This is a genomic window from Sorangium sp. So ce302 (assembly GCF_051530145.1).
In the GTDB taxonomy this organism is placed as follows: Bacteria; Myxococcota_A; Polyangia; order Polyangiales; family Polyangiaceae; genus Sorangium; species Sorangium cellulosum_B.
Genome location: NZ_CP150326.1, coordinates 8,531,067 through 8,550,108, shown reverse-complemented (window position 1 = coordinate 8,550,108; position 19,042 = coordinate 8,531,067). Strand labels below are relative to the sequence as shown.

Genomic DNA, 19,042 nt, shown 5'->3' with positions numbered 1-19,042 from the left:
GCACGGACGGCGCGCGTCGTGTCACGCTGTGCGCGGCCGCCTGTTCCCGCCTCCGGCCGGCTCGCTTCGGCCTGTCGCGGCGAGCCGTCGTCTGCGCGGGGGCGACGAGCGCTGTTTCAGCTCAGCATGTCAGTTCGCGCGGTCTCGACTGAGCGCGTCGATGGCCTGCTGCATCCAGACCGCGTCTTCTTCAGCCTGCTTCAGGCCGTGCATCATCTGCTGGCGCAGCACACCCGTGGTCTGACGGATACCCCGTCGAAAGACATCGGCCGCGCGCTCGTGGACGACCTTGAGCCACGGGGCAAGGTCGCGCTTGTCGAGCGGCCCTGGAGCGTCCAGGACGGTGATGCAGGCATCGATGGCCTCGCGCATGGATCGGGACTCGAGCGCGTCGGCGAAAGCGGAGAACTGGAGCAGCGACTCTCGCAGCGCAGCGCGTCCGGTCGATGAGACTCTGTCTGTCATGGCCGCGCTCAGCCTACCACCTGGGCGACGCCTCCGCCCGTGCGCGCGCTGCGATTGCGCGTCAGCGCAGGCGGGATCGCCCCGCCGTCTCCAGCAACATCGCGAGCACGAGCGGATCGCCGAGGCCTTGCTCTGCGCCGATGTGCGCGCGGAGGCGCGACAGGCGCGCCGCATCCTCCAGGAACAGCGGTTCGTTCAGCCGGGTCGCGGCCTCGTGCAGGATGCCCTCGCGCTCGGAGAGGAGCACGGCGGCGCCGGCGCGATCGCCGCGCGCCACGCGGGCAGCGGCCTCCGCGAGCGACTCGCCCGCGGCGAAGCCCTGAAGCGTGCGCGTCATCGACGCGTCGACGGACGCCGCGCTGGCGGCGTCGCTGTCCGCATAACGCACCTCGATGGGGATCTCCTCGATCACGTTCCTCTTGGAGAGCCGATCTTTGTACTTGAGCTCGACGGTCGCGACGTTTCGCTTCCCCGCGCCGGGGCCGGCGCTCAGCTTGAGCAGCAGCGCGTGCCGATCATCGCGGGCGAAGACAGGCATGAAGAAGCGCATGCCGCCCTCGGCGTCGTCGCGTCGGTCGGCCGCGATCCGGTCCCGCGACTGGGCGGCGACGTCGGCCGCGATCTCCTGGGCGCGGACGCGAGAGGCCTCGGCGCCGTCCAGCCGGCGCGAACCGTAGACGCGGAGCAGATCGACGCCCGCCTTCAGGCGCACGCGCACCTCCACCGCGGTCGCGACCGGGTCGAGGCGCTTGTCGAGCTCGGTCGACAGCGCGGGCGCGATCTGCTCCGGGTGTCGCAGGTAGTAGTAGCCGCCGGCCCCGTCGCTCGCGATCGAGCTCATGAGCTGGCCGTCGAAGTCGTCGCCGAGCCCGAGCGCGCTCGTCTGGATGCCGCGCTGGAAGGCGTCGAGGGCGAGCCACGCCAGGCGCTCGCTGTGGGTGAGGCCGCTCGTCGCCCGGCCGTCGGAGACGAGCAGCACCACGCGCACGGCGTCCTCGGGGATGCCCGGCCGGCTCGCCTGCGCGTAGCCCAGCGAGAGCCCCGCGCCGATGTTGGTGCCGCCGCCCTCGCGGAGCCCTTCGATGGCGCGGCGGATCGCCGCGCGGCGCGGGCCGACGGGGCCGTCCTCGATCACCACCTCGGCGTCGCTGGAGAAGGCGGTGAGCGAGAAGTCGTCGGCCGGCGCGAGCCGATCGACGAGCGCCTGCGCGGCGCGGCGGGCGCTGTCGATCGGCGCGCCGGCCATCGAGCCGCTCGTGTCGAGGACGAGGTGCACGGAGAGGTGCGGCCGCGCCGCCGCTGCCGCCGCCGCGGAGCGGAGCGCGAGGCGCAGGTGGAAGGCGCCGCCGCCCGGGCCGAGCGCGGCGCGCTCCAGGTCGGCGCGCAGGCCGAGCGCCTTGTCGGGGGCGAGCGGGACCTCCGGGGCGTAGCGGGCGGCGACGTCGCCGACGAGCTCGCGCTCCGCCGCGGGCACGACGCCGCGCGCGAGGGCGGCCTCGAACGCGGCGAGGTGGCCGCCCCCGGGCCGGTACGTGGTGGCGAAGCGGCCGTTCGGATCGAGGGCGACCTCGGGCTCCGGAGCGTAGGCGGCCGCGCTCCGCGCCGAGACCGGCGGCGAGGAGGCGCCGGCGCGCCCGTGGCCGCTCCCGAACCCCTGGCCCGACCCGGCGCCCGCGCCGTGCCCGATCGTCCCGATCGATCCGAGCCCGGGCGCCGCGCTCTCGCCGGCGAGGCCCCCGTGGCCGGCGAGGGGGAGGCCCGCGCCGCCTGCGGACGACGCGGCGCCGTCGAGCCCCCACGGCGCCGTGGGGGCGCTCGGATCGCCGCCGCCCCCGGCGTTGAGCAGCCCGATCATCCCGAACTCGGCCGAGTCGCGCAGCGCCTGCTGTCGCGCCACGTGCGGATCGGGGCTGTCGCTCGGGCCCTTGACCCCCCACCTGTTCCCCGTCGCCCCCGCGCGCGGCGTGGACGATGGGTGGCCCATCGACCCTTCCTCGCCCTTGGCTCGCGTCCCTGCGCCGCCCTCCTTCGCGTCGGCGGCGGGCTCGCCCTCGCGCTCGATCGCCGCGCGCAGCTCGCGCTCGTCGGCGGACGCGAGGTACTGCTGCACGAGCGCGATCCGATCCGCGCTCATGCCCGTGGACGGGTCGACGAGGGGCGGCGCCCAGCGAGCGAGGGCGCCGAGGAGCCCGATGTGCAGGGCCGCCGAGACGGCGTGGAGGGCGAGGCTCTTCCGGCTCACGAGCGAGCGGCCCACGCGCTCGCCCGCGGCGGCATCGGCGCGGATCTGGATCCGCACGCCCGCGATCTCGACGTCCACGCGCCCTTGCGCGGGCAGGGGCACGAGCGTGGCCCCGGGGATCGACGCGCGCTCCGCGCCGGCGTGCAGCTCCCGCGCCGCGGCCGCGGACAGCGGCGCGCCGCCGGGGGTGAGCGCGAGCGTCCCCGTCGCGGCGCCCAGCAGGACGAAGCCGACGCGCCCGGCGCTGTCGACCTCGAGGAGCGGCGCGCGGCGCGCGCCGAGCGCGCGCTCGGGGAGGAAGCAGTCGCACGGGCGACCGTCGTCGCGCCCCTCACCGACGTCGAACGCGCGCGGCGGCGTCAGATGCTGGACGAAGAGCACGGTCGTGCCCCAGGAGATGACGATCTCCACGGAGCGCACCGGGGTCTCGGCGGCCTCGCCGGTGCTCGCCGCGTCGGGCTGCCTCGCGGCGGTGAGGTTCGGATCGGTGGCGGCGCCGCCATCCCCGGCGTCCGTCGTGTTCGCGCTGGGCATAGATCTCCCCTGTGCGCCGCGCGGAGCGGCGCGCTCACGTCCTCAGGAACCGCGCGGAGGACGCGCGGATCCGCGTCCTTCAGGCGGGCGCTCGGCCGCGCTGGCCGGCTGTCCGTCGTGCCTGCGGAATGACAGCGGCGGCGCGGGGAGGTTCCGGCGGCGAGGGGGTTAGGTGAGGCGGGGGTGACGCCCCCGCGATGGCCTACTCGAGGACGGGGTGGTACCGCCCGCTGGGCGTGACGATGACGTGCGCCTGGAGCGGGACGTTCAGCCGTCGACGGGGGCGCTGCTCATCGGGGCCACCTCCGCCGGCGGGTGAGGGACCGGGCGCAGAGGTGCCGCGCGATGCGGAGCCGCGTGGCCACCGTCGGCCTCGGGATCGCAAGCGCCGCCGCGATCTCGCGCATCGTCAGGCCGGCGGCGGTGAGCGCCAGGACCTCGCGGAGCTCCGCGCGGAGGCGGTGGAAGGCACGGAGCAGCCCGCGCGCGACGATGCGCTCCTCTGGAGAGGGAGCTGCGAGGGCAGAGAGCCGGTCGGGATCGACCGCGGGCACCTCGTGCCGCCGGTGCGCCTTGTCGCGGTAGTGCGACGCCTGCCGCGAGGCGACCGCGGCCAGCCAGGCGCGCAAGGCGTCGCCCGGTGGCTGATCGGGCGACGGCCGGAAGCGGCCGGCGCGCATGCTGCAAAAGGCGCCGAGCACGGTCTCCTGCGTGACGTCGTCGAGATCCGCGGCGCGGACGCCGCGGGCGCGCAGCGTGCTGCGGATGAGCGGGCGCTGTTCGAGAAGCACGGCGGCTTCGAGATAGACGGCGGGGTGAGGTGGCTGGTGTCGGGGCTCGGGCGGGCGGGCGAGCCTGCCGCGCGCCGTGGAGCGCGGGCGGCGGCGTGAGGGCGGATCGATCTCTTGGCCCTGTTCGGGGCGTGGACGTACCGTTTCCATGTCGGACCTCGTTGCTGCGGGGTTCGGCCACGCTGCCCGGACGGTTGGCGCCGTCGCGGGCAGCACTTGCTTGTGGGGAGCTTAGGTGGCGCAGCGGGAGCGCGGCAACACAAATGAGATATATGAGATGCTATTCCAGATCGCAGCAGAGGCGGCGCCTTTGCCATGCCTGATGTGCGGCTGGAGGAGGTGCTCGGCTTCATCGGGGCCAACGTCCGCCGGATCCGCCTGAAGCGCGGCATGACGCAGCAAGAGCTCGCCAGCGCAGCCGGAATCGCCCTCGGCTTTCTTCAGAAGGTCGAGCGCGCCAAGACCAACGTCGGGGTGGCCGTCCTTGTGAGGCTGGCTGACGTGCTCGGCGTCCGGCCTGGGGTGCTGTTCCGTCAGCGGGAGCTTCCGCCGGTGAAGCGGGGCCGGCCACTCAAGGCACGACCCCGCGAGCGGTGATCCGCCTTCCGGGCGGCATTCGCTGAAAGATTCAGGAGAGCGGATAGAGCGGGTCAGACCGGCGCGGGCTCGGCGGACGCGGGCTCGGCGGGCACCGGCTCGGCCTCGGCGGCGGCGCTGCCGCGGCGCTTCGGGCGGAGCCGCCGCAGGGCGTTGCGGAACGAGGTGGCGCCGAAGCGGCGCTTGACCTCGGGCATGTCCCAGCAAGCGTTGACGCCGGCGGCGCGCGCCTCGTTCCCGAGCAGCGTGGCGTAGGTCACGATGGAGTTGCGGAGCACCATCGCCTCTTCCCGGTTGCGCAACCCGAGGATGCCGAGCAGGTCGCGGCCGCTCACCTCGTCGAGCAGCGCGCTGCCTTCGCGCAGGAAGTCTTCGGTGAGGCCGACGGGCGCGAGGCGGGCCTGGTGCTGCTGGGCGAGCCGGAGCAGCATGGCGAGATCGCTGGTCTCCTCGGTGAGCGTGCCGCTCGTGTTGACGTCGGCGAACTGCTCGGCGACGTCCGGCTCGAACGCGAACGCCTGGTCGGCGAACGCCTTGAGGCGCGCGCGCCAGGGCCGGCTCGCCTTGATCACCTGGTCGATGGGCCGCACCTGATAGGCGCCGGTGCGCTTGCCCTCGCCGAACCAGAGGTTCGCCGTGTCGAGGAGCTGGATGGCGCCGCGGAGCAGCGCGCGACGCTCGGGGCCATAGGCCTTGCTCGCGAGGTGCGCCTCGTGCTGGACGACGGCCAGATAGAGGTCCCGGAGCTCCGTGAGGGTGGTCGAGACGGGTTGGCTCGGCTCCATGACCTCGCGGACGATGCGGTCCATCTCGGGCCGCGCGGTATCGAGGAGGGCCTGGAACTCCGCGGGGGTAGCGACCGCGCGGGTCTCCTTCAGGACGGCGTGTTGCTCTTGTGAGAGTTCGATTCCCATAACCTACCTCCAGTGGGGGTGGCGAGCGGGCGAGCGTAACAGCACGGTAGAGCTCGTCATGGCCCGGACGGGCTCGGCCGTCCGGAGAGCACGGTGTCGACGCCGGGGGGCTGCGCCGGCGCGCCCGGGACGCGTCCCAGCAGACCGGGGCGCGAATCCAGCAGACCGTGGAGCGCGGCCAGCAGACCGTGGAGCGCGGCCAGCGGGCCGGGAGCGCGGCCAGCACCGCCGAGACGGCCAGGAATTGTGTCAGCAGGTCCAGGGAGGCGTACCAGCAGGTCCGGGGAGGCGTACCAGCAGGTCCGTAGAGCCGTACCAGCAGGTCCGAGGCGGCGTACCAGCAGGTCTGAGGAGCCGTACCAGCAGTTCCGAGGAGGCGTACCCACAGGTCCGAGGAAGCGTGCCAGCAGGTCCGAGGAGGCATACCAGCGGCTTCGAGGAAGCGTGCCAGCAGGTCCGAGGAGCTGTACCAGCGGGTGCTGGCACGCGTCCCGGGGTTGCTGGGGCAGCCGCCGGCACGTGCCGGCACGGCGCCGGGCGACGCGGACAGCGTAGAGCGCGCTTCGCCTCCGGCCCCGATGGAGGTACCGAAGAGGACGCCCCCACGGACGGGGCGATTCCCACCCCCGAGCCCCCAGAGTGAGGTCATGCGACGCCTGCGCTACAGCCCGATCCTCGCGCCTGTGCTGCTGGAGTGAGCACCGATCACGTTAGAATCCCGAGGAAATCAACAGAAGGGAAGAGCAACCGCAAGGGCGCGAGGGGCGCAAGGGGCAGGCAAGAGAATATCTCGTCTTTGGTCCCTTGCGCCCCTTGCGCCCCTTGCGCCCTTGCGGTTGCCCTCTTTCCCGCATTCCTTGCCCTTGGAGCCTGCTTCCCGGCAGACTGCCGCCAGGACCCCTACATGGCGTCGAGCGGATAGCGCGGCCGCGGAACAGCCGCCGTGGAGGTCGAGGTGCGCGTCGGCCAGATCGACGAGGCCATGGGCTCATGACAGCGAAATGTCGATCTCTGGGAACCCGACACAATCCATTTCGAGCCGCGAGAGCCGGCCAGCTGCTTCAACTTTGGATAGCATCGTCGGGATCAAATAGAGCGCGCCATACAGCGCCTGAAATGCATCGACGCCGGCTCCATGGGACTTATGTCTGTCTCCCGCCCCAGCGACTTCAACGTCAGCTTCCCAGCACAGGGCTTCTGGCCTGTACTCGGGCGCCCAGAGCCGCACCTGGATGTTTTCTTGGCTCCCGTTCGGTAGTGTCAGCGTGAGGGTGCGTTCAGCGATCGGGTCCGGCATGACCCCCAGCTAGCGACGGTGCCGTGCGGCGTCCAGGTCAGGGGGAACGACGCGTCCCCCTGGCCCGAGCTCGGCGCGCTGCCGGCAAGGGATCGAGGCGAGCTGGGCGGCGCCTTCTCCGCGGCAGCGCAGGCGCGGAGGTCGAGGTAGGCGGCGGCGATCTCGGCGCGGGCACCGTTCACGTGGTCGGGCTCGCCCCCGAGGGCGGAGCGGCCGGCGTCGGCGGCACGGGCGCGCCGCGGGGCGGTCCTCGGCCAGGGATGATCTCCTCCAGGGACAACCGCGCCAGGCGAGCGACCGGGCACGAAGCCCCGACGTTTCGCGGCGATCTTGGGCGGCGCGGCTTTCGGGCGGCCGCGCGTGCCGTCGTTTCCCTCACCGGCGAGCTCGCCGCCATCGAGGTGGACGCCGGCGCGCGGGGCCGCCGTCTATGTCCAACTGGCTATATTGTGGTCAGCGGCTCGCCCTTGGTCCGGCCGCGCGTTCGCGCGTCAGCGCGCCGGAGTCACGGCTCAGTGAGTTTGATCTCCGGGAACCCGAGCCACTCCGCATCGAGCCACGAGAGCCGGCCCAAGTCCTCATAAATGACGAGCATCGACGGGATCAGTTGAAGCGCGCAGTACAACGCCTGGAAAGCATCGATACCGACGCCGTTGGTCTTATGGGTCTTCCCCGCTCCAGCGACTTCCACGTCAGCTTCCCAGAACGGAGCGGATGGCCTTGGCCTGTACTCGGGTGCCCACACTCGAACTCGGATGCTTCCTTGCGTCCCGTTCGGAAGTGTCAGCTCGATGGTACGTTGCGCGATCACGTCCGCCATGCGCCACCAGCTAGCGCGCTCGTCGGCGATGTCAAGCGCCCTAGCTCAACAGGAGCTCAGGCACTTCCTCTGCCCATTTTGTCGCGCCTGTTCACAGTAGCTCTTCAGGAGCACGGGCGCGCGCTCTTCACAGTAAATCTCCCATCGCGTCGACAGCGCGAAGCATGCAGTAGGGCAACTGGAACGACACTTCTTGTAGCCCGCGACTCGCCCTTCGTTGCCCTCCGACATGCAGTGAGCCACTTCCGGACGTGTCAAAAATATATCCATCGCTGCCCCGCACATGAGACGCCAGATATCGACCCCCTCGTCTACTGCGTCTTGGTACCTCTCTTCTGCTCCTGTGAGCAACTCGCTCGACTCTAGGGTCTCCTCGTCCAATACGGCCTCTGATTCTGGTGTCGGGTCAACAGTGCACGAAGGGACGGAACAGCAGATGACGGCCACGGTGATAGTGTTGAATGTTCGCATGCCGCGTCTATTGCGATCGGCGTGCCGGGCTCATGTGTGCTTCCCTGAGGCGTGCCGCATCTCTTCCGAACTAGAAACCAAAGGCTTTGGGGCATGAACAGGTCGCGTCGAGAACCGTCCTCTTGGTTCTCACCGCGGCTCCCACCAGCCTCTTTCCACGTCGACCGCCCTTCCTCTTTCTGCTCCTCTGCGTGGGCGACGACGTGCGATGTCCGGGAGGGAGCTGTGGGCCGAGCCGGAGCAGTTCCGCGGCCGAGGCGTCGAGAGGTGCGTCGGCGAGCTCGGGTCCGTCGCTGGCGTCGAGGCGTGCGCCGGGTCCGTCGCCGGCGGCCGGAAGTCGGCCCGCTCAGCGCTGGCGTCTGCGCGGCGTGCATGGCGCCCGTGCAGGTAAGGCGGCCGCGGCGTCGAGGTCACCTCGCGGTCAACAGCCCCTCCGCCGCCTCCGCCACAGCGCCATCACCCCGACCAGCGCCGCGCCCAGCGCCGCGCCCGCGCCGCGAGCGCCGGACGCGCGCCGCGGCACGGCGCCCGCGGCCTCGCACGCGCAGCCTCCGCCCAGCTGGAGAATGAGCGGGGCCTGCTGCGGGCCTTCGCACAGGTCCACCGTGAGCGGCCGCGGCGCCGTCCGCGCGACCCCTTGCCTGAGCGGCGTGTCGAGGTTGCCCGTGTTCTGGTTGTCATGGTGGAGGCTCTCCCAGGCGATGAGCGCGCCCGTCGTCGCCTCGGTGTGCCAGGCGAAGAGCCAGCCGTCGCGGGTGCCCACCGCGATCTCGAGCGTGCCGTCGCCGTCGAGGTCGCCCACGGCGGGCGTCGTGGTGATCGACTGGCCGGTGAACTTCGGGAACCCGCGCGGCTCCCGGCCGCACCCGTCGAAGGCGTGAAGGAAGTAGCCGCTCGATCCGCTCAGCACCTCGGGGTAGCCGTCGCCGTTCAGATCGACGACCGCCTGGCTGCCCGAGATCGCGTAGTCCTCGAGCACGAACGGGGCGCGAGGCAGCATCGCGCCCGACCTGCCGCTCCAGACGGCGAGCAGGTGAGGCCCCGGCTGCGTCGCCCCCTGCGTGCCCGCGAGGGCGAGCGCGGCCGCCTTCGAGGCGCCCGCGGCGATGACGTCGGGGGTGCCGTCCTGATCGATGTCGCCGAGCGCAGGTTGCGACAGCAGCGGGATCATCGTCCGGGCGCCGGCGGCGGGCGAGAGGGGGCCGAACGTCGGGTCGAGCCCGGCCGGCGAGCCGCCGCTCGCCCGCGGCAGCGCGCCCGCCGGCGTCGCCAGGAGCTCGCGCTGCTCGCCGGGTGAGGCCGGGAGGACGAGCGGCGGCGCGCCGTTGCCCTGGACGACGCCCGCCAGCGCGCCATCGAACCGCCCGACGACGCCCGAGGCCGTGATCCCCTCCGCGGCGAGCGGGTCGAACGAGAGCGACGGCACCGTGATGGGCCACCCCGCGAGCACGGGCCCGGAGGGCGCGGTCGTGCCTCGCCCATCGATCACGTAGACCGCCCCGGCCTCGCCGTCCTCGCCGAGCCGCTCGCTCGACGCGACCAGCAGATCCGGCAGCGCGTCGCCGTTGAAGTCGGCCACGGCGGGCGTCGCGAGGAGGCGGCTCCGCGCCGGCTCCTCGGCGAGCGGACCCGCGTAGTGCACCTCGACGGGAAAGCCGCGCAGCGCGTTGCCATCCCTGTCGAACGCGTGGACCGTGCCGTCGAACGCCGCCTGGATCACGTCGAGCCGCCCGTCGCCGTCGAGATCCGCGAGGACCGGCGAGGCGAAGGCCCCGCGCGCGATCCGCGCGGCCGCCGACATGCACGGCGCGCTCGCCGGAGCCCCGGGATCGAGGGGGCAGGAGGGGATCTCGGGCAGGCGTTTCGGCCACCCGTACCGGTCGCTGCCGTCCGCGCCGATGACGTAGATCGTGCCCGGCCAGGTGGAGATCGCGATCTCCTGCCTGCCGTCGCCGTCGAGGTCCGCGATGGCGGGCGCGCTCAGGATCGGCTCGCGACCGAGCTCACTGTTCACCTTGCTGTACGCGGGGGCGCCGAGGTAAACGGGCGTGGCCGGGGACGCCGGCTCATCGAGCAGGCCGTCGGTGGCGCCGGTCATGAACGGGAACCCCGGCAGCGGCTGCGGCCCCTTGGGCGTCACCTTCAGCACGTGCAGCGCGCCGCCGGCCGTCGGGTAGACGAGCTCGCGGACGCCGTCGCCGTCGATGTCGGCCATCTTCGGGCTGCCCTCGCCGCTGTCGCCGACGCGGACGGGGAAGCCCTGGACCAGCGTCGGATCGCTGTCGACGTGGATCGTGCGCCGCGCCTCGCTCTCCACGTCGCCGGTGGCGTAGTGGGCCCTCGCGCGGACGCGCACCGTGATCGCGCGATCGTCCTCGCCGTGGGGGCTGTCGGGGTCGCGGAGGTGGGACGTGTCGATCGTGCGCACGTCGAGGGAGGCCATCGGGCCCTCGGCGCCGGTGACGACCGTCGGCGCGACGTTCGTCTCCTTGTGGATCACCTTGAAGTCCGCCGCGAGCGGCTGCGCGCCTGCCGCCCACTCGACCCAGTAGTCGTAGGCCATCGCCCGCTTCGCCGAGATGGTGCCCTCGATCGGCACCGGGCCCTGGACCTGATCCTTGTAAACGACCTCGAACCACCGCGGCGACGTCATGTCGACGGCGGGCGGCACGCGCCCCTCGCCGAGCGCCTCCACGGCGCGGTTCGCGTTGACGCGGCCGTGGCCGAACCGCTGATCGAACCCCGCCTGCGAGAAGCGGTACAGCGACCCGGGCTCCAGCGACTCCGGCACGGCGATGTCGTCGGCGGTCGCGACGAGCAGGCCCTGCACCTCCCCCGGGGACAGGGACACGCCGCGGTCGAGGGCGACGGAGTAGAGCAGCCCCGCGACGCCGGCGAGCTCGGCGGTCGCGTCGCTGGCGCAGCCGGGGCTCGACACGGCGAGCACGTTGTTGCCGCCGAAGCTCGAGCACGGGGACGCGTCGACGAACGTGGTCGACGTCGCGACGCTCTGGCCGTCGTAGCGGACGGCGCTCACGGGCAGCGCGTGGTTGCTCGTCGCGGGCACGCTGTGGTGGCGCGAGCCCTCGTTGCCCATCGACGCGACGACGAGCGTCCCCTGGGCGTGGGCGTAGTCGAGCGCCGCCTGGACAAAGCCGGTGTTGTCGACCGTGGTCACCGGGCACTGCACGACGTTGGCCCGGCTGTCCGCCGCATAGAGGAGCGCCTTCGCGAGGTCCTGCGCGTCGGCGACGTGGCTCTCACCGACGCGCAGCGGGATGAACCTGCACTGCGGGCACACGCCCGCCCCGCCCAGCTGGTTGTTCGTCTGCGCGGCCGACGCCTTCGCGCCCTCGGTGCCGTGGCCGTTGCGGGCGTCGTCGAACGGATCGTTGTCGTTCTTGAAGAAGTCCCAGCCCGCGATGTCGTCGGCGTAGCCGTTCTGATCGTCGTCGATCCCGTCCGAGAAGTGGAGGATGAGGTCACCGGCGTCGAGCTGGCCGTTCCCGTTCCGATCGCCCTGCGGCCGCCCCTCCGACGCCGCGGGCGTGAGCTCCGGCGTGTCCCTGTAGTCCGCGATGGAGAGGACCCCATCGCCGTTGCAATCGAAGCCCGCGAGCGCGCCGTCGCCGCCGCACGCCGCGCCGTCCGCGCGCCGCGGCTTGTGGGCCGCGAGCTCGCCCTGGTTGAGCCACACCTTCTCCAGGAGATCCCCCTCTCCCCAGAAGATCCCGGAGTCGGCGACGGCGATCCTGACGCGCGGGTGCCCCTGGGTGAAGCGCCAGGCGAGATCGATCGCCATGCCGGCGGCGGACTCCTCCGGCCGGACGTACCCGCTCGGGGCCGGGATGAACGAGTAGAAGCCCCACTGTCCGCTCTGCGTGACCGACGTGCCGTAGTCCGGGTCGTTCGGCCAGTGCTCGGGCTCGGCCATGTCCGCTGCGCTGGCCAACGGGGGCGGGGGCCAGCCGCCGGACGCGTCGGATGGAACGAGCGCGCCCGCCGCGGCGCCGCCGAGCGCCCCCAGAAGAGCAAGCGAGGGAAAGCAAGTGCAGCGCATGCCGAGACCCTACCATCGGTTCGCGCGCGCGAGGCAACCGCCGCCTCCAGCAGGAAACCGGCGCTTTCACCGCGCCCGGGCCCGGATCGCGGCGGCCTTCGCGCCGCGCGCGACCCGACGCCGCTGCGGTGCTCAGCGCGCGCAGGCCGCCGGCGTCGGGTGCTCGGCGCAGTACGCGCTGTCGTCCGGCGGGCCGATGCGCAGCACGACGCTCTGCGACGCGAGGCGCGGCCGCGCGCCGCAGACGTCGGCCGTCTCGGCCTCCGACGGCGCGCACACGCCGGCCTCGTTGGGCACGGTCCAGGCCTGACCGGTGCCGTAGATGAGGTTGAGCGCGTAGCTCCCCTCGGGCAGGCAGCCGAACGCCACCTCGATCGTGCGCCCGAACTGCCGGCTCAGCGCCGCCTCGACCTGGGCCACGTCCCGCTCCGCGATGATGTCGTTGCCTTCCTTGTCGGTCTTGTGGCTGAGCACGAGCACGCCCCCCCGCTCCGGCTCGGTCGGGTGCATGCACAGCGCGGCGGGCCGGACGCCGATGAGCGCGCTGTCTCGCGGCTCGTTCAGCGGCTCCGGGCCGAGCGTGGCCGTGGTCACGAGATCGTCGTAGATCGTGAGCCCCTGGAGGAGCACCGCGGGCGCGGCCTGGCTGGTCAGCGGCTCCTTGTCGTCCTGCTTCGCGAACACCGAGATCGGGAAGAGCGCCGGGATCAGGGCCGAGTCGGGGACATGATCGTCGCCGTCGATCGCCCCGTCGCCGTTCACGTCCTGCCGCGCGTAGGTGAGGGTCGGCGCGGGCTCGCCGCCCACCGGCAGCGAGAGCGGGGGCTTCGCCGCGCGCGCGACCTCGCTGTCCGGCACCCCCGCGGCGAGCCGCAGGCGCAGCAGCGACGCCTCGGTGCCGGCGGGATCGGCCGGGCTGAACGTCTCCAGCTGGAAGTCGGAGGCCATGACCACCTCGCTCGGGCTCTGCGTGACGCCGGACGCCGGCGCGAGCACCTCGGCGACGTGGAAGAGCGGCCGCTCCAGCGGGAGCGGGAGGCCGAGGGTGACGGCGATGCCGCTGACGCGCGTGCCCGTCTCGGGGATGGGGGCGGCGATCGTGATCGCGCGGTACCGCGGGGCGGCGCCCTCGAGCACCTCGGTCGCGTTCTCGATCGCGCCGCCGGCCACGTCGCCCCGGGTCGGCAGGTTGGCGATGCTGAAGGTGGGGTCGAAATTACCGTCGTGGTCGTAAAAACCGCGGATCTGGTAGGTGCCAGCGACCAGGGGCGAAAGCCTCCAGGGGACGCTCACGGTGACGGGCGGCTCGTCCGGCTCGGGGCAGTGGAGCGCGCCGTCCTCGGAGCGATCGAGCGCGGCGCCCAGGCCTCCGAAGAGCTCGTCGCCGGGGATCACGTCGATGCTCGCGGCCGAGGTGCCGAGCCCCTCGGGCGGCGGCAGCAGGCGCGTGTCGAAGCCGAGCACGACCGCGGCGCCGACGACGTGGCCATCCTTCGTGCAGGGCCGGGGTCCGGCGTACGTCACCGTGCCGTCGAGCACCCCGGCGGGGCCGCTCTGGTCCGGCAGCGGGACGAAGACCTCCACGTCGTCGCAGCCCGGGAGGGCCGCGAGGAGTGCGCCGAGCAGGAGGAGACCGGTGCGGGGGCTGGGTCGGAGCATGGCCTTGCCTAGAGCGAGTAGCTGAAGAATCCCATGAAGCGCCGGCCGATGCGGTTGCCGAACGGGTGCATCTGCAGCGCGTTGTCGCCGAGCCCGTCGAGCGCGTTGAACACGGTCGCGGAGATCTCGGCGCGGTCCAGGAAGCGGTAGCCGACGCGCGCGTTGAGCAGCGTGTACGCGGGCAGCTCGTACTGCTTCGTGGCGATGACCGTCCCCGTCGGGACCTGCTCGGCCCACACCTGCGAGGACTGGTAGTGGAACGTGACCTCACCGTCGACGCCGATCGGCGTGCGGACCTGGACCCCTGCGTTCACCTTGTGCCGGCTGGTGCGCGCGTCCTCGAGCGCGTCGCGCCCGTCCGGGCGCCGGTGCACCGAGCGGTTGAGCGCGTAGTTGGCGAAGATGTCGAGCCCCTCGGTGGGGTAGACGCGGCCGCCGAGCTCGCCGCCGAAGACGTGGTAGACGTCGCTCTGGTTCTCGAAGCCGCCGAAGCCGGAGGTGTATCTCCCCGTCTCCGGGTTCAGCCCCCCGGACCCGTGGGCGCGCTGCGAGAGGGTCGTGCGCTGCGGCTCGGCGAGCACGATGAGATCGCTCACGCGGTTGTAATACGCGGTGACCTCGAACTCGAAGTAATCGCTCTGCTGGTTCAGGTAGCTCGCCTCGGCGGTGATGATCTGCTCGGGGTCGATGGGGCGCTCGGAGCTGTCCGGCGTCCTCGAGGTCGAGAGGAGCTCGAGGCCGGGCAGGGCGAGCTGGATCGGCAGGTCGACGTAGGCCTCGAGCGACGTGGGCGAGCGGAACGCCGTCGAGCCGGAGAGGCGGATCGCCTGGCGCTCGGTCGGCTTGACGATGACGGAGCCGCGCGGCGACGGGATGAGCCGCTCCAGGTAGGGCACGTAGTCGAGCCTCCCGGACGCGACCAGCGTGACGCGCTCGCCGAGCTTCATCGAGTCCTGGAGGAACACCGAGCCCTGGTGCTCGAGCGGCATGTCGTCCTCGAGGTAGCTCCACGAGGTCGCCTTGAGCCGGTAGCCGAGGCCGATGTGGAAGTCGTGCACGACGGGGCTGGGCGCGCGGAGCGTCTTCACGAACTCGAGCTCGGCGTTCACGACGTGCTGCTGCGGCCGCCCTGCGAACAGGGTGTGCCCCAGGTAGGCGGCGTTGAGCAGCGAGTACCCGTCGAGGTTCGAGTAGTACGTCCGCGCGTTGACGTTCTCGCTGCGGTACGCGACCGCGACGTCGGCGTTGGCGACCTCCAGGTTGTAGTCGTTGAAGGGGCCGATGCCGTAGACGTCGAGCTCGCTCCGGGCGTAGCCGGCGCCCACCGTGAGCTCGCGCTGCGGCCCGAGCCGCTGCGAGGTCCGGAGGTCGATGCGGACGTTCTGCGCGCCGAGATCCTGGCTCTGGCCGCTCGTCTCGAGGTCGATGCGGTCGTCCGCGACCTCGCGCGACCACCGGGGGTAGCGGGTGTAGCCCGCGGAGAGCCGGTACGCGAAATCGCCCTCGCGCGCGGAGGCCCACACCGAGGCGTAGCCCTGCCGGTGATCCCCGTAGCCCGCGCGGAAGCCGCTCTTCCCGACGCCGGGCTCGATCGTGATGATGTTGATGATGCCGGCGAAGGCGTCGGCGCCGTAGAGCGCGGAGCCCGGGCCGCGCACCACCTCGATGCGCTCGATCTGATCCACGTCGATCGAGAGCGCCTCCCAGAAGGTCGAGCCGAGCACGTCGTTCTTGACCGTGCGCCCGTTCACGAGGACGAGGATCTTGTTGGCGAGGCGGCTGTTGAAGCCGCGCATCGACACGTTCTCGTCGCCGCCCGTGATTTGCATGACGTCCATGCCGGCGACGCGCCGGAGCAGCTCGGGGATGCGCGTGATCCCGGAGAGCCGGATGTCCTGCCGGGTCACGATGGTCGTCGAGTTCGGGGAGTCGAGCGGGCTCTGGGCGCCGCGCGAGGCGGTGACGACCGTCTCCTGGTAGACGTCCTCGGTCCGGGCCGCGCCGACGATCCTCGCGGCGTCGCCGGGGGCGGCCTTCGAGCCCGGCCCTGGCGCCTTCGTCGCGGCCGTCGCGGGGGCGCCCTGCGCGGCGGGCTCCCCGGCGGGGGGCGGCGGGGCGGGCGCCTCGCCTGGGGTGGGCTGCCGCGGCGCCGGCTGCTGCGGCGCGGGCGCCGGCGGCTGCTTCGGCTCGGGGATCGCCGCGGCGCGCTGCGCGGCGAGGCGCTGCTCCAGCTGCTCCACGATCCGCGTCACCTGCTCACGGTCCGCGGGGTCGCTCGCGATGTACTCGCGGTAGGCGGCGAGCGCCTGCTCGATGTGGCCGGCCTCGGCGTGCGCGCGCGCGATGTTGAAGGTGACGTTCGGGTGCGGGAGGATCTCGTTGGCCTTCTGGAGCTGCCGGATGCCCTCGTCGAACTGCTTCTGGGCGATGAGATCCATGCCTGCCCGGAAGTGGAGGCGCGCCTCGGTGCGGGCGTCGGCGAGCGCGCCGCGCGCGGCGGTCATCGCGCCGAAGGCGACGGCGCAGGCGAGGAGCTTCCGCTGGAGCGCCGTCGCGCGGCGCGGCCGCGCTGCGTGGGCGTCGTCGGTCGGGTCGAGCGCCGGGACATCGTCGCGGCGGCGGTGCGAGCAGGAATCGGAAGACGACATGAGTTCGCCCTGTCCTCAGCGGGGCCGGGGAGCGACGGCGATCCCGGCGAGAGCTCGGGAGCGCTGACGGCGCTGCTCCCCACGTCACACCGAACACTTCATCGACGGGTCCACGTGAGGAGCGTCCGGTGAGCTCCTCGCGCGAACGCGAAGCCACTGCGGCCATGGTAAGAGGCCTTGGCCGCGAAAGCGCGGCGACTCTACCAGAAGAGCGGCCGGGGCGCGTCCGCGCCCTCGTCAGTAGGGGTTGCTCTTGTACGGCTCGGGCTTCTGGATGTTCGCCCTGGGCTTGCTCGGGGTCGCCGGCGCCAGGATCGCGGCCGGGTCGAGCTTCGCGCGCACCTTCTCCTCGGCGCCGGAGACGTGCACCGTGGCGGGCTTGTAGCCCGGCTTCTCGAACACGAGCTCGTGCTCCAGCGCGAGCGCGGCCGCGGCCCCTCGCCAGACGATCTCGCACGGCGTCTCGGCGCAGAGCTCCTTGTTGCCTTCCCTCACGGCCGCGCCGGGCGGCGAGCTCTCGATGTGCAGCCCGCGCGCCGCGGGCGCCGGCGCTGCCGGGGCTGTCGCTGCGGGCGGAGGAGGGCTCACCGCGCCCTGCTCGCGCGCCGCCGCGCTCGTGTGGGCGACCGGCACGCGCGCCAGCAGGGCGGCGGCGACGCCGACCCCGACCGCGAGGACCGCGGTGAGCGCCCAGGGGATGACCTTTCGACCTGGGCTCGCGCCGGTCTGGATGGCGGAGAGCACCTCCGCGGGCGGCGCTGGGCGCGACCCCATCGCGTCGGTGATCGACGGGGGGACGAAGACGGGCGCCGCAGGCGGCTTGAGGGCGCTGTCCGTGGCGAGGGGGCCTGTATAGGTGGCGGGTGAGCTCGTGGGGGGCGACGAGTACGGCGTGGAGAGGCCCGGAAAATCGCTCGTCGTCGAGAGCGGAGCGGCCGATGGGTGCGGCGTGGCCGACGGACGCGAAGGCGCCGATGGGTACGGCGTGGCCGATGGATACGAAGGCGCCGACGGGTACGAAGGCGCCGACGGGTACGGCGTGGCCGACGGATACGAGGGCAGCGACGCGCGGTAGCCCGTCGTGTCGGACAGCATGGGCGGGTTCTCGCCCGTGTCTCGCGTGGAGATGCCGCCTGCGGTGAACTTGAACGCGTTGACGAGCTCGTTCATCGACGAGAAGCGGTGCGCCGGGTCCTTCTCCAGGCAGCGATAGACGATCCCCTCCATCGTCTGCGAGATGGAGAGCCGCGGGTTGTGGGCCTGCATCGGCGGGATCTGGTCGTGGACGTGCGACATGAGCGTCCCGACGCCCGCGCCCTTGTCGAAGGGCACCTGGCCCGACAGCATCTCGTACATCATCACGCCGAGCGCGTAGATATCGGTGCGCGCCGAGACATCGCTGCCGGTGATCTGCTCGGGCGCCATGTACTTGGGCGAGCCCATGAACAGGCCTTGCTGGGTCAGGTCCTCGCCGCTCTGGGTGTCCTTCACGAGCCCGAAGTCGAGCACCTTCACGTGGTCGTGCTCGTCCTCGTGATCGACGAGCAGCACGTTGCCCGGCTTGAGGTCGCGGTGCACGACCCCGAGCCCGTGCGCCTCGCGGAGCGACCGGCAGATCTGGCGCGCGATGTGGGCCGCGCGCGCCTCGGAGAACGGCCCTTCCTCGCGGAGCACGCGGTGCAGGGTCTTCCCCTCGATGTACTCCATCGCGATGTAGTAGATATCGTCGTCGCTCTGGCCGTAGTCGAACACGGTGACCGTGTTCGGGTGCGTGAGCTTCGCCGCGATCGACGCTTCGAGGAAGAAGCGCCTGTGGAACTCGGGATCGTGGTCGCCCTCGTACTTGGGGCTCAGCACCTTGAGCGCGCAGATGCGGCCGAGCGGCGCCTGCTCGGCCCTGTACACCTTCCCCATGCCGCCGCGGGCGATGACGCTGACGATCGTGAAGCGGCCGTTGATGACACGCCCCAGCAGCGGGTCTGTCGCGGCAGCCCTCGAGACCTTCGAGCTGCCGGTTACCTCTCGCTGTCGGCTATCAGGCATGTCGCGCCTCTCCTCGGGCAGCGGGAGGAGGTGAAGATTGGACACACAGCAGCCGCCTCGGGAGCAGTGTGACTGAGGCGACTCTGAGGTGTCAATCTGCAGTGCCACGATACAAGCAGGGAATGCGTGGAGCGTGGTGCGCTGCCGTCCGTGCGGTCGTTGAGGCGTGGCGGGCCGCGCGAGGCTGAACGTCGGTGACCCCGGCGCGTCGCTGCGGGGTGAAGAACGTAGGACGGATCGCGCGCAGGAGCGGGACGTTTGCACGGCCTGCGCATCGCCTCGGTCTGCGCGGTTCGCGGGCGGATCGCTCCGTCGCGGAGCGCTGCGCGGCGCGCGGCTGGAAGGGTGTCGACCCGCGGCGGACCGCGACCATGAGCAGGAAGCCGCGTTCCGCGCGAGGTCGCCGATCCAGATGCGGTTCGCGTCGTCGGTGAAGAGAGAGGGAGAGCGACGTGCCTGCGATCGAGAGGCCCATGAGCGGAGCCGGGGAGCTGTCGGCGC

The 19,042-nt window shown here is 72.2% G+C and carries 11 protein-coding genes; 1 reads left to right on the top strand and 10 read right to left on the bottom strand.

Annotation, left to right across the window (positions count from 1 at the left end; all coding sequences use genetic code 11):
* Window positions 1-129: 129 nt before the first annotated feature.
* The 3 genes from WME73_RS32370 to WME73_RS32360 form a co-directional block, all read right to left on the bottom strand.
* Complete coding sequence (locus WME73_RS32370) at window positions 130-372, bottom strand: hypothetical protein (RefSeq protein ID WP_231864310.1); 243 nt, start codon at window positions 370-372, stop codon at window positions 130-132.
* A 154-nt stretch (window positions 373-526) separates the two neighbouring features.
* Window positions 527-3,241: a vWA domain-containing protein gene (locus WME73_RS32365; RefSeq protein WP_437912039.1), complete on the bottom strand. Its 2,715-nt coding sequence runs from the start codon at window positions 3,239-3,241 to the stop codon at window positions 527-529.
* Between the two features lie 290 nt (window positions 3,242-3,531).
* Entirely contained in the window at window positions 3,532-4,032 is a 501-nt protein-coding gene (locus WME73_RS32360; RefSeq protein ID WP_437912038.1) for an RNA polymerase sigma factor, read from the bottom strand.
* A 315-nt stretch (window positions 4,033-4,347) separates the two neighbouring features.
* On the opposite strand from WME73_RS32360, the gene WME73_RS32355 reads away from it, so the two are divergent.
* A complete protein-coding gene (locus WME73_RS32355) occupies window positions 4,348-4,629 on the top strand; it encodes a helix-turn-helix domain-containing protein (RefSeq protein ID WP_437912037.1) in 282 nt (93 codons plus the stop codon).
* Window positions 4,630-4,682: 53 nt separating this feature from the next.
* Here the strand turns inward: WME73_RS32355 and WME73_RS32350 are convergent, their stop codons facing one another.
* The 7 genes from WME73_RS32350 to WME73_RS32320 all read right to left on the bottom strand — a co-directional run bounded on the left by WME73_RS32350 (window position 4,683) and on the right by WME73_RS32320 (window position 18,541).
* Window positions 4,683-5,543 (bottom strand): hypothetical protein, encoded by an 861-nt coding sequence (locus WME73_RS32350; RefSeq protein ID WP_437912036.1) that lies wholly within the window; start codon window positions 5,541-5,543, stop codon window positions 4,683-4,685.
* A 988-nt stretch (window positions 5,544-6,531) separates the two neighbouring features.
* A complete protein-coding gene (locus WME73_RS32345; protein WP_437912035.1) occupies window positions 6,532-6,840 on the bottom strand; it encodes a DUF6968 family protein in 309 nt (102 codons plus the stop codon).
* A 505-nt stretch (window positions 6,841-7,345) separates the two neighbouring features.
* The gene (locus WME73_RS32340) at window positions 7,346-7,660 is read right to left on the bottom strand and encodes a DUF6968 family protein (protein WP_437912034.1); all 315 of its coding nucleotides are present in this window, start codon (window positions 7,658-7,660) and stop codon (window positions 7,346-7,348) included.
* Between the two features lie 892 nt (window positions 7,661-8,552).
* Window positions 8,553-12,191 carry a S8 family serine peptidase gene (locus WME73_RS32335; protein ID WP_437912033.1) on the bottom strand — a complete coding sequence of 1,213 codons (3,639 nt, stop codon included), beginning with the start codon at window positions 12,189-12,191 and terminating at the stop codon, window positions 8,553-8,555.
* Window positions 12,192-12,323: 132 nt separating this feature from the next.
* A complete protein-coding gene (locus WME73_RS32330) occupies window positions 12,324-13,850 on the bottom strand; it encodes a hypothetical protein (protein ID WP_437912032.1) in 1,527 nt (508 codons plus the stop codon).
* Window positions 13,851-13,858: 8 nt separating this feature from the next.
* Window positions 13,859-16,498, bottom strand: a complete 2,640-nt coding sequence (locus tag WME73_RS32325) for a TonB-dependent receptor domain-containing protein (protein ID WP_437912031.1) — start codon at window positions 16,496-16,498, stop codon at window positions 13,859-13,861.
* A gap of 237 nt (window positions 16,499-16,735) precedes the next feature.
* Complete coding sequence (locus tag WME73_RS32320) at window positions 16,736-18,541, bottom strand: protein kinase domain-containing protein (RefSeq protein ID WP_437912030.1); 1,806 nt, start codon at window positions 18,539-18,541, stop codon at window positions 16,736-16,738.
* Window positions 18,542-19,042 lie beyond the last annotated feature (501 nt).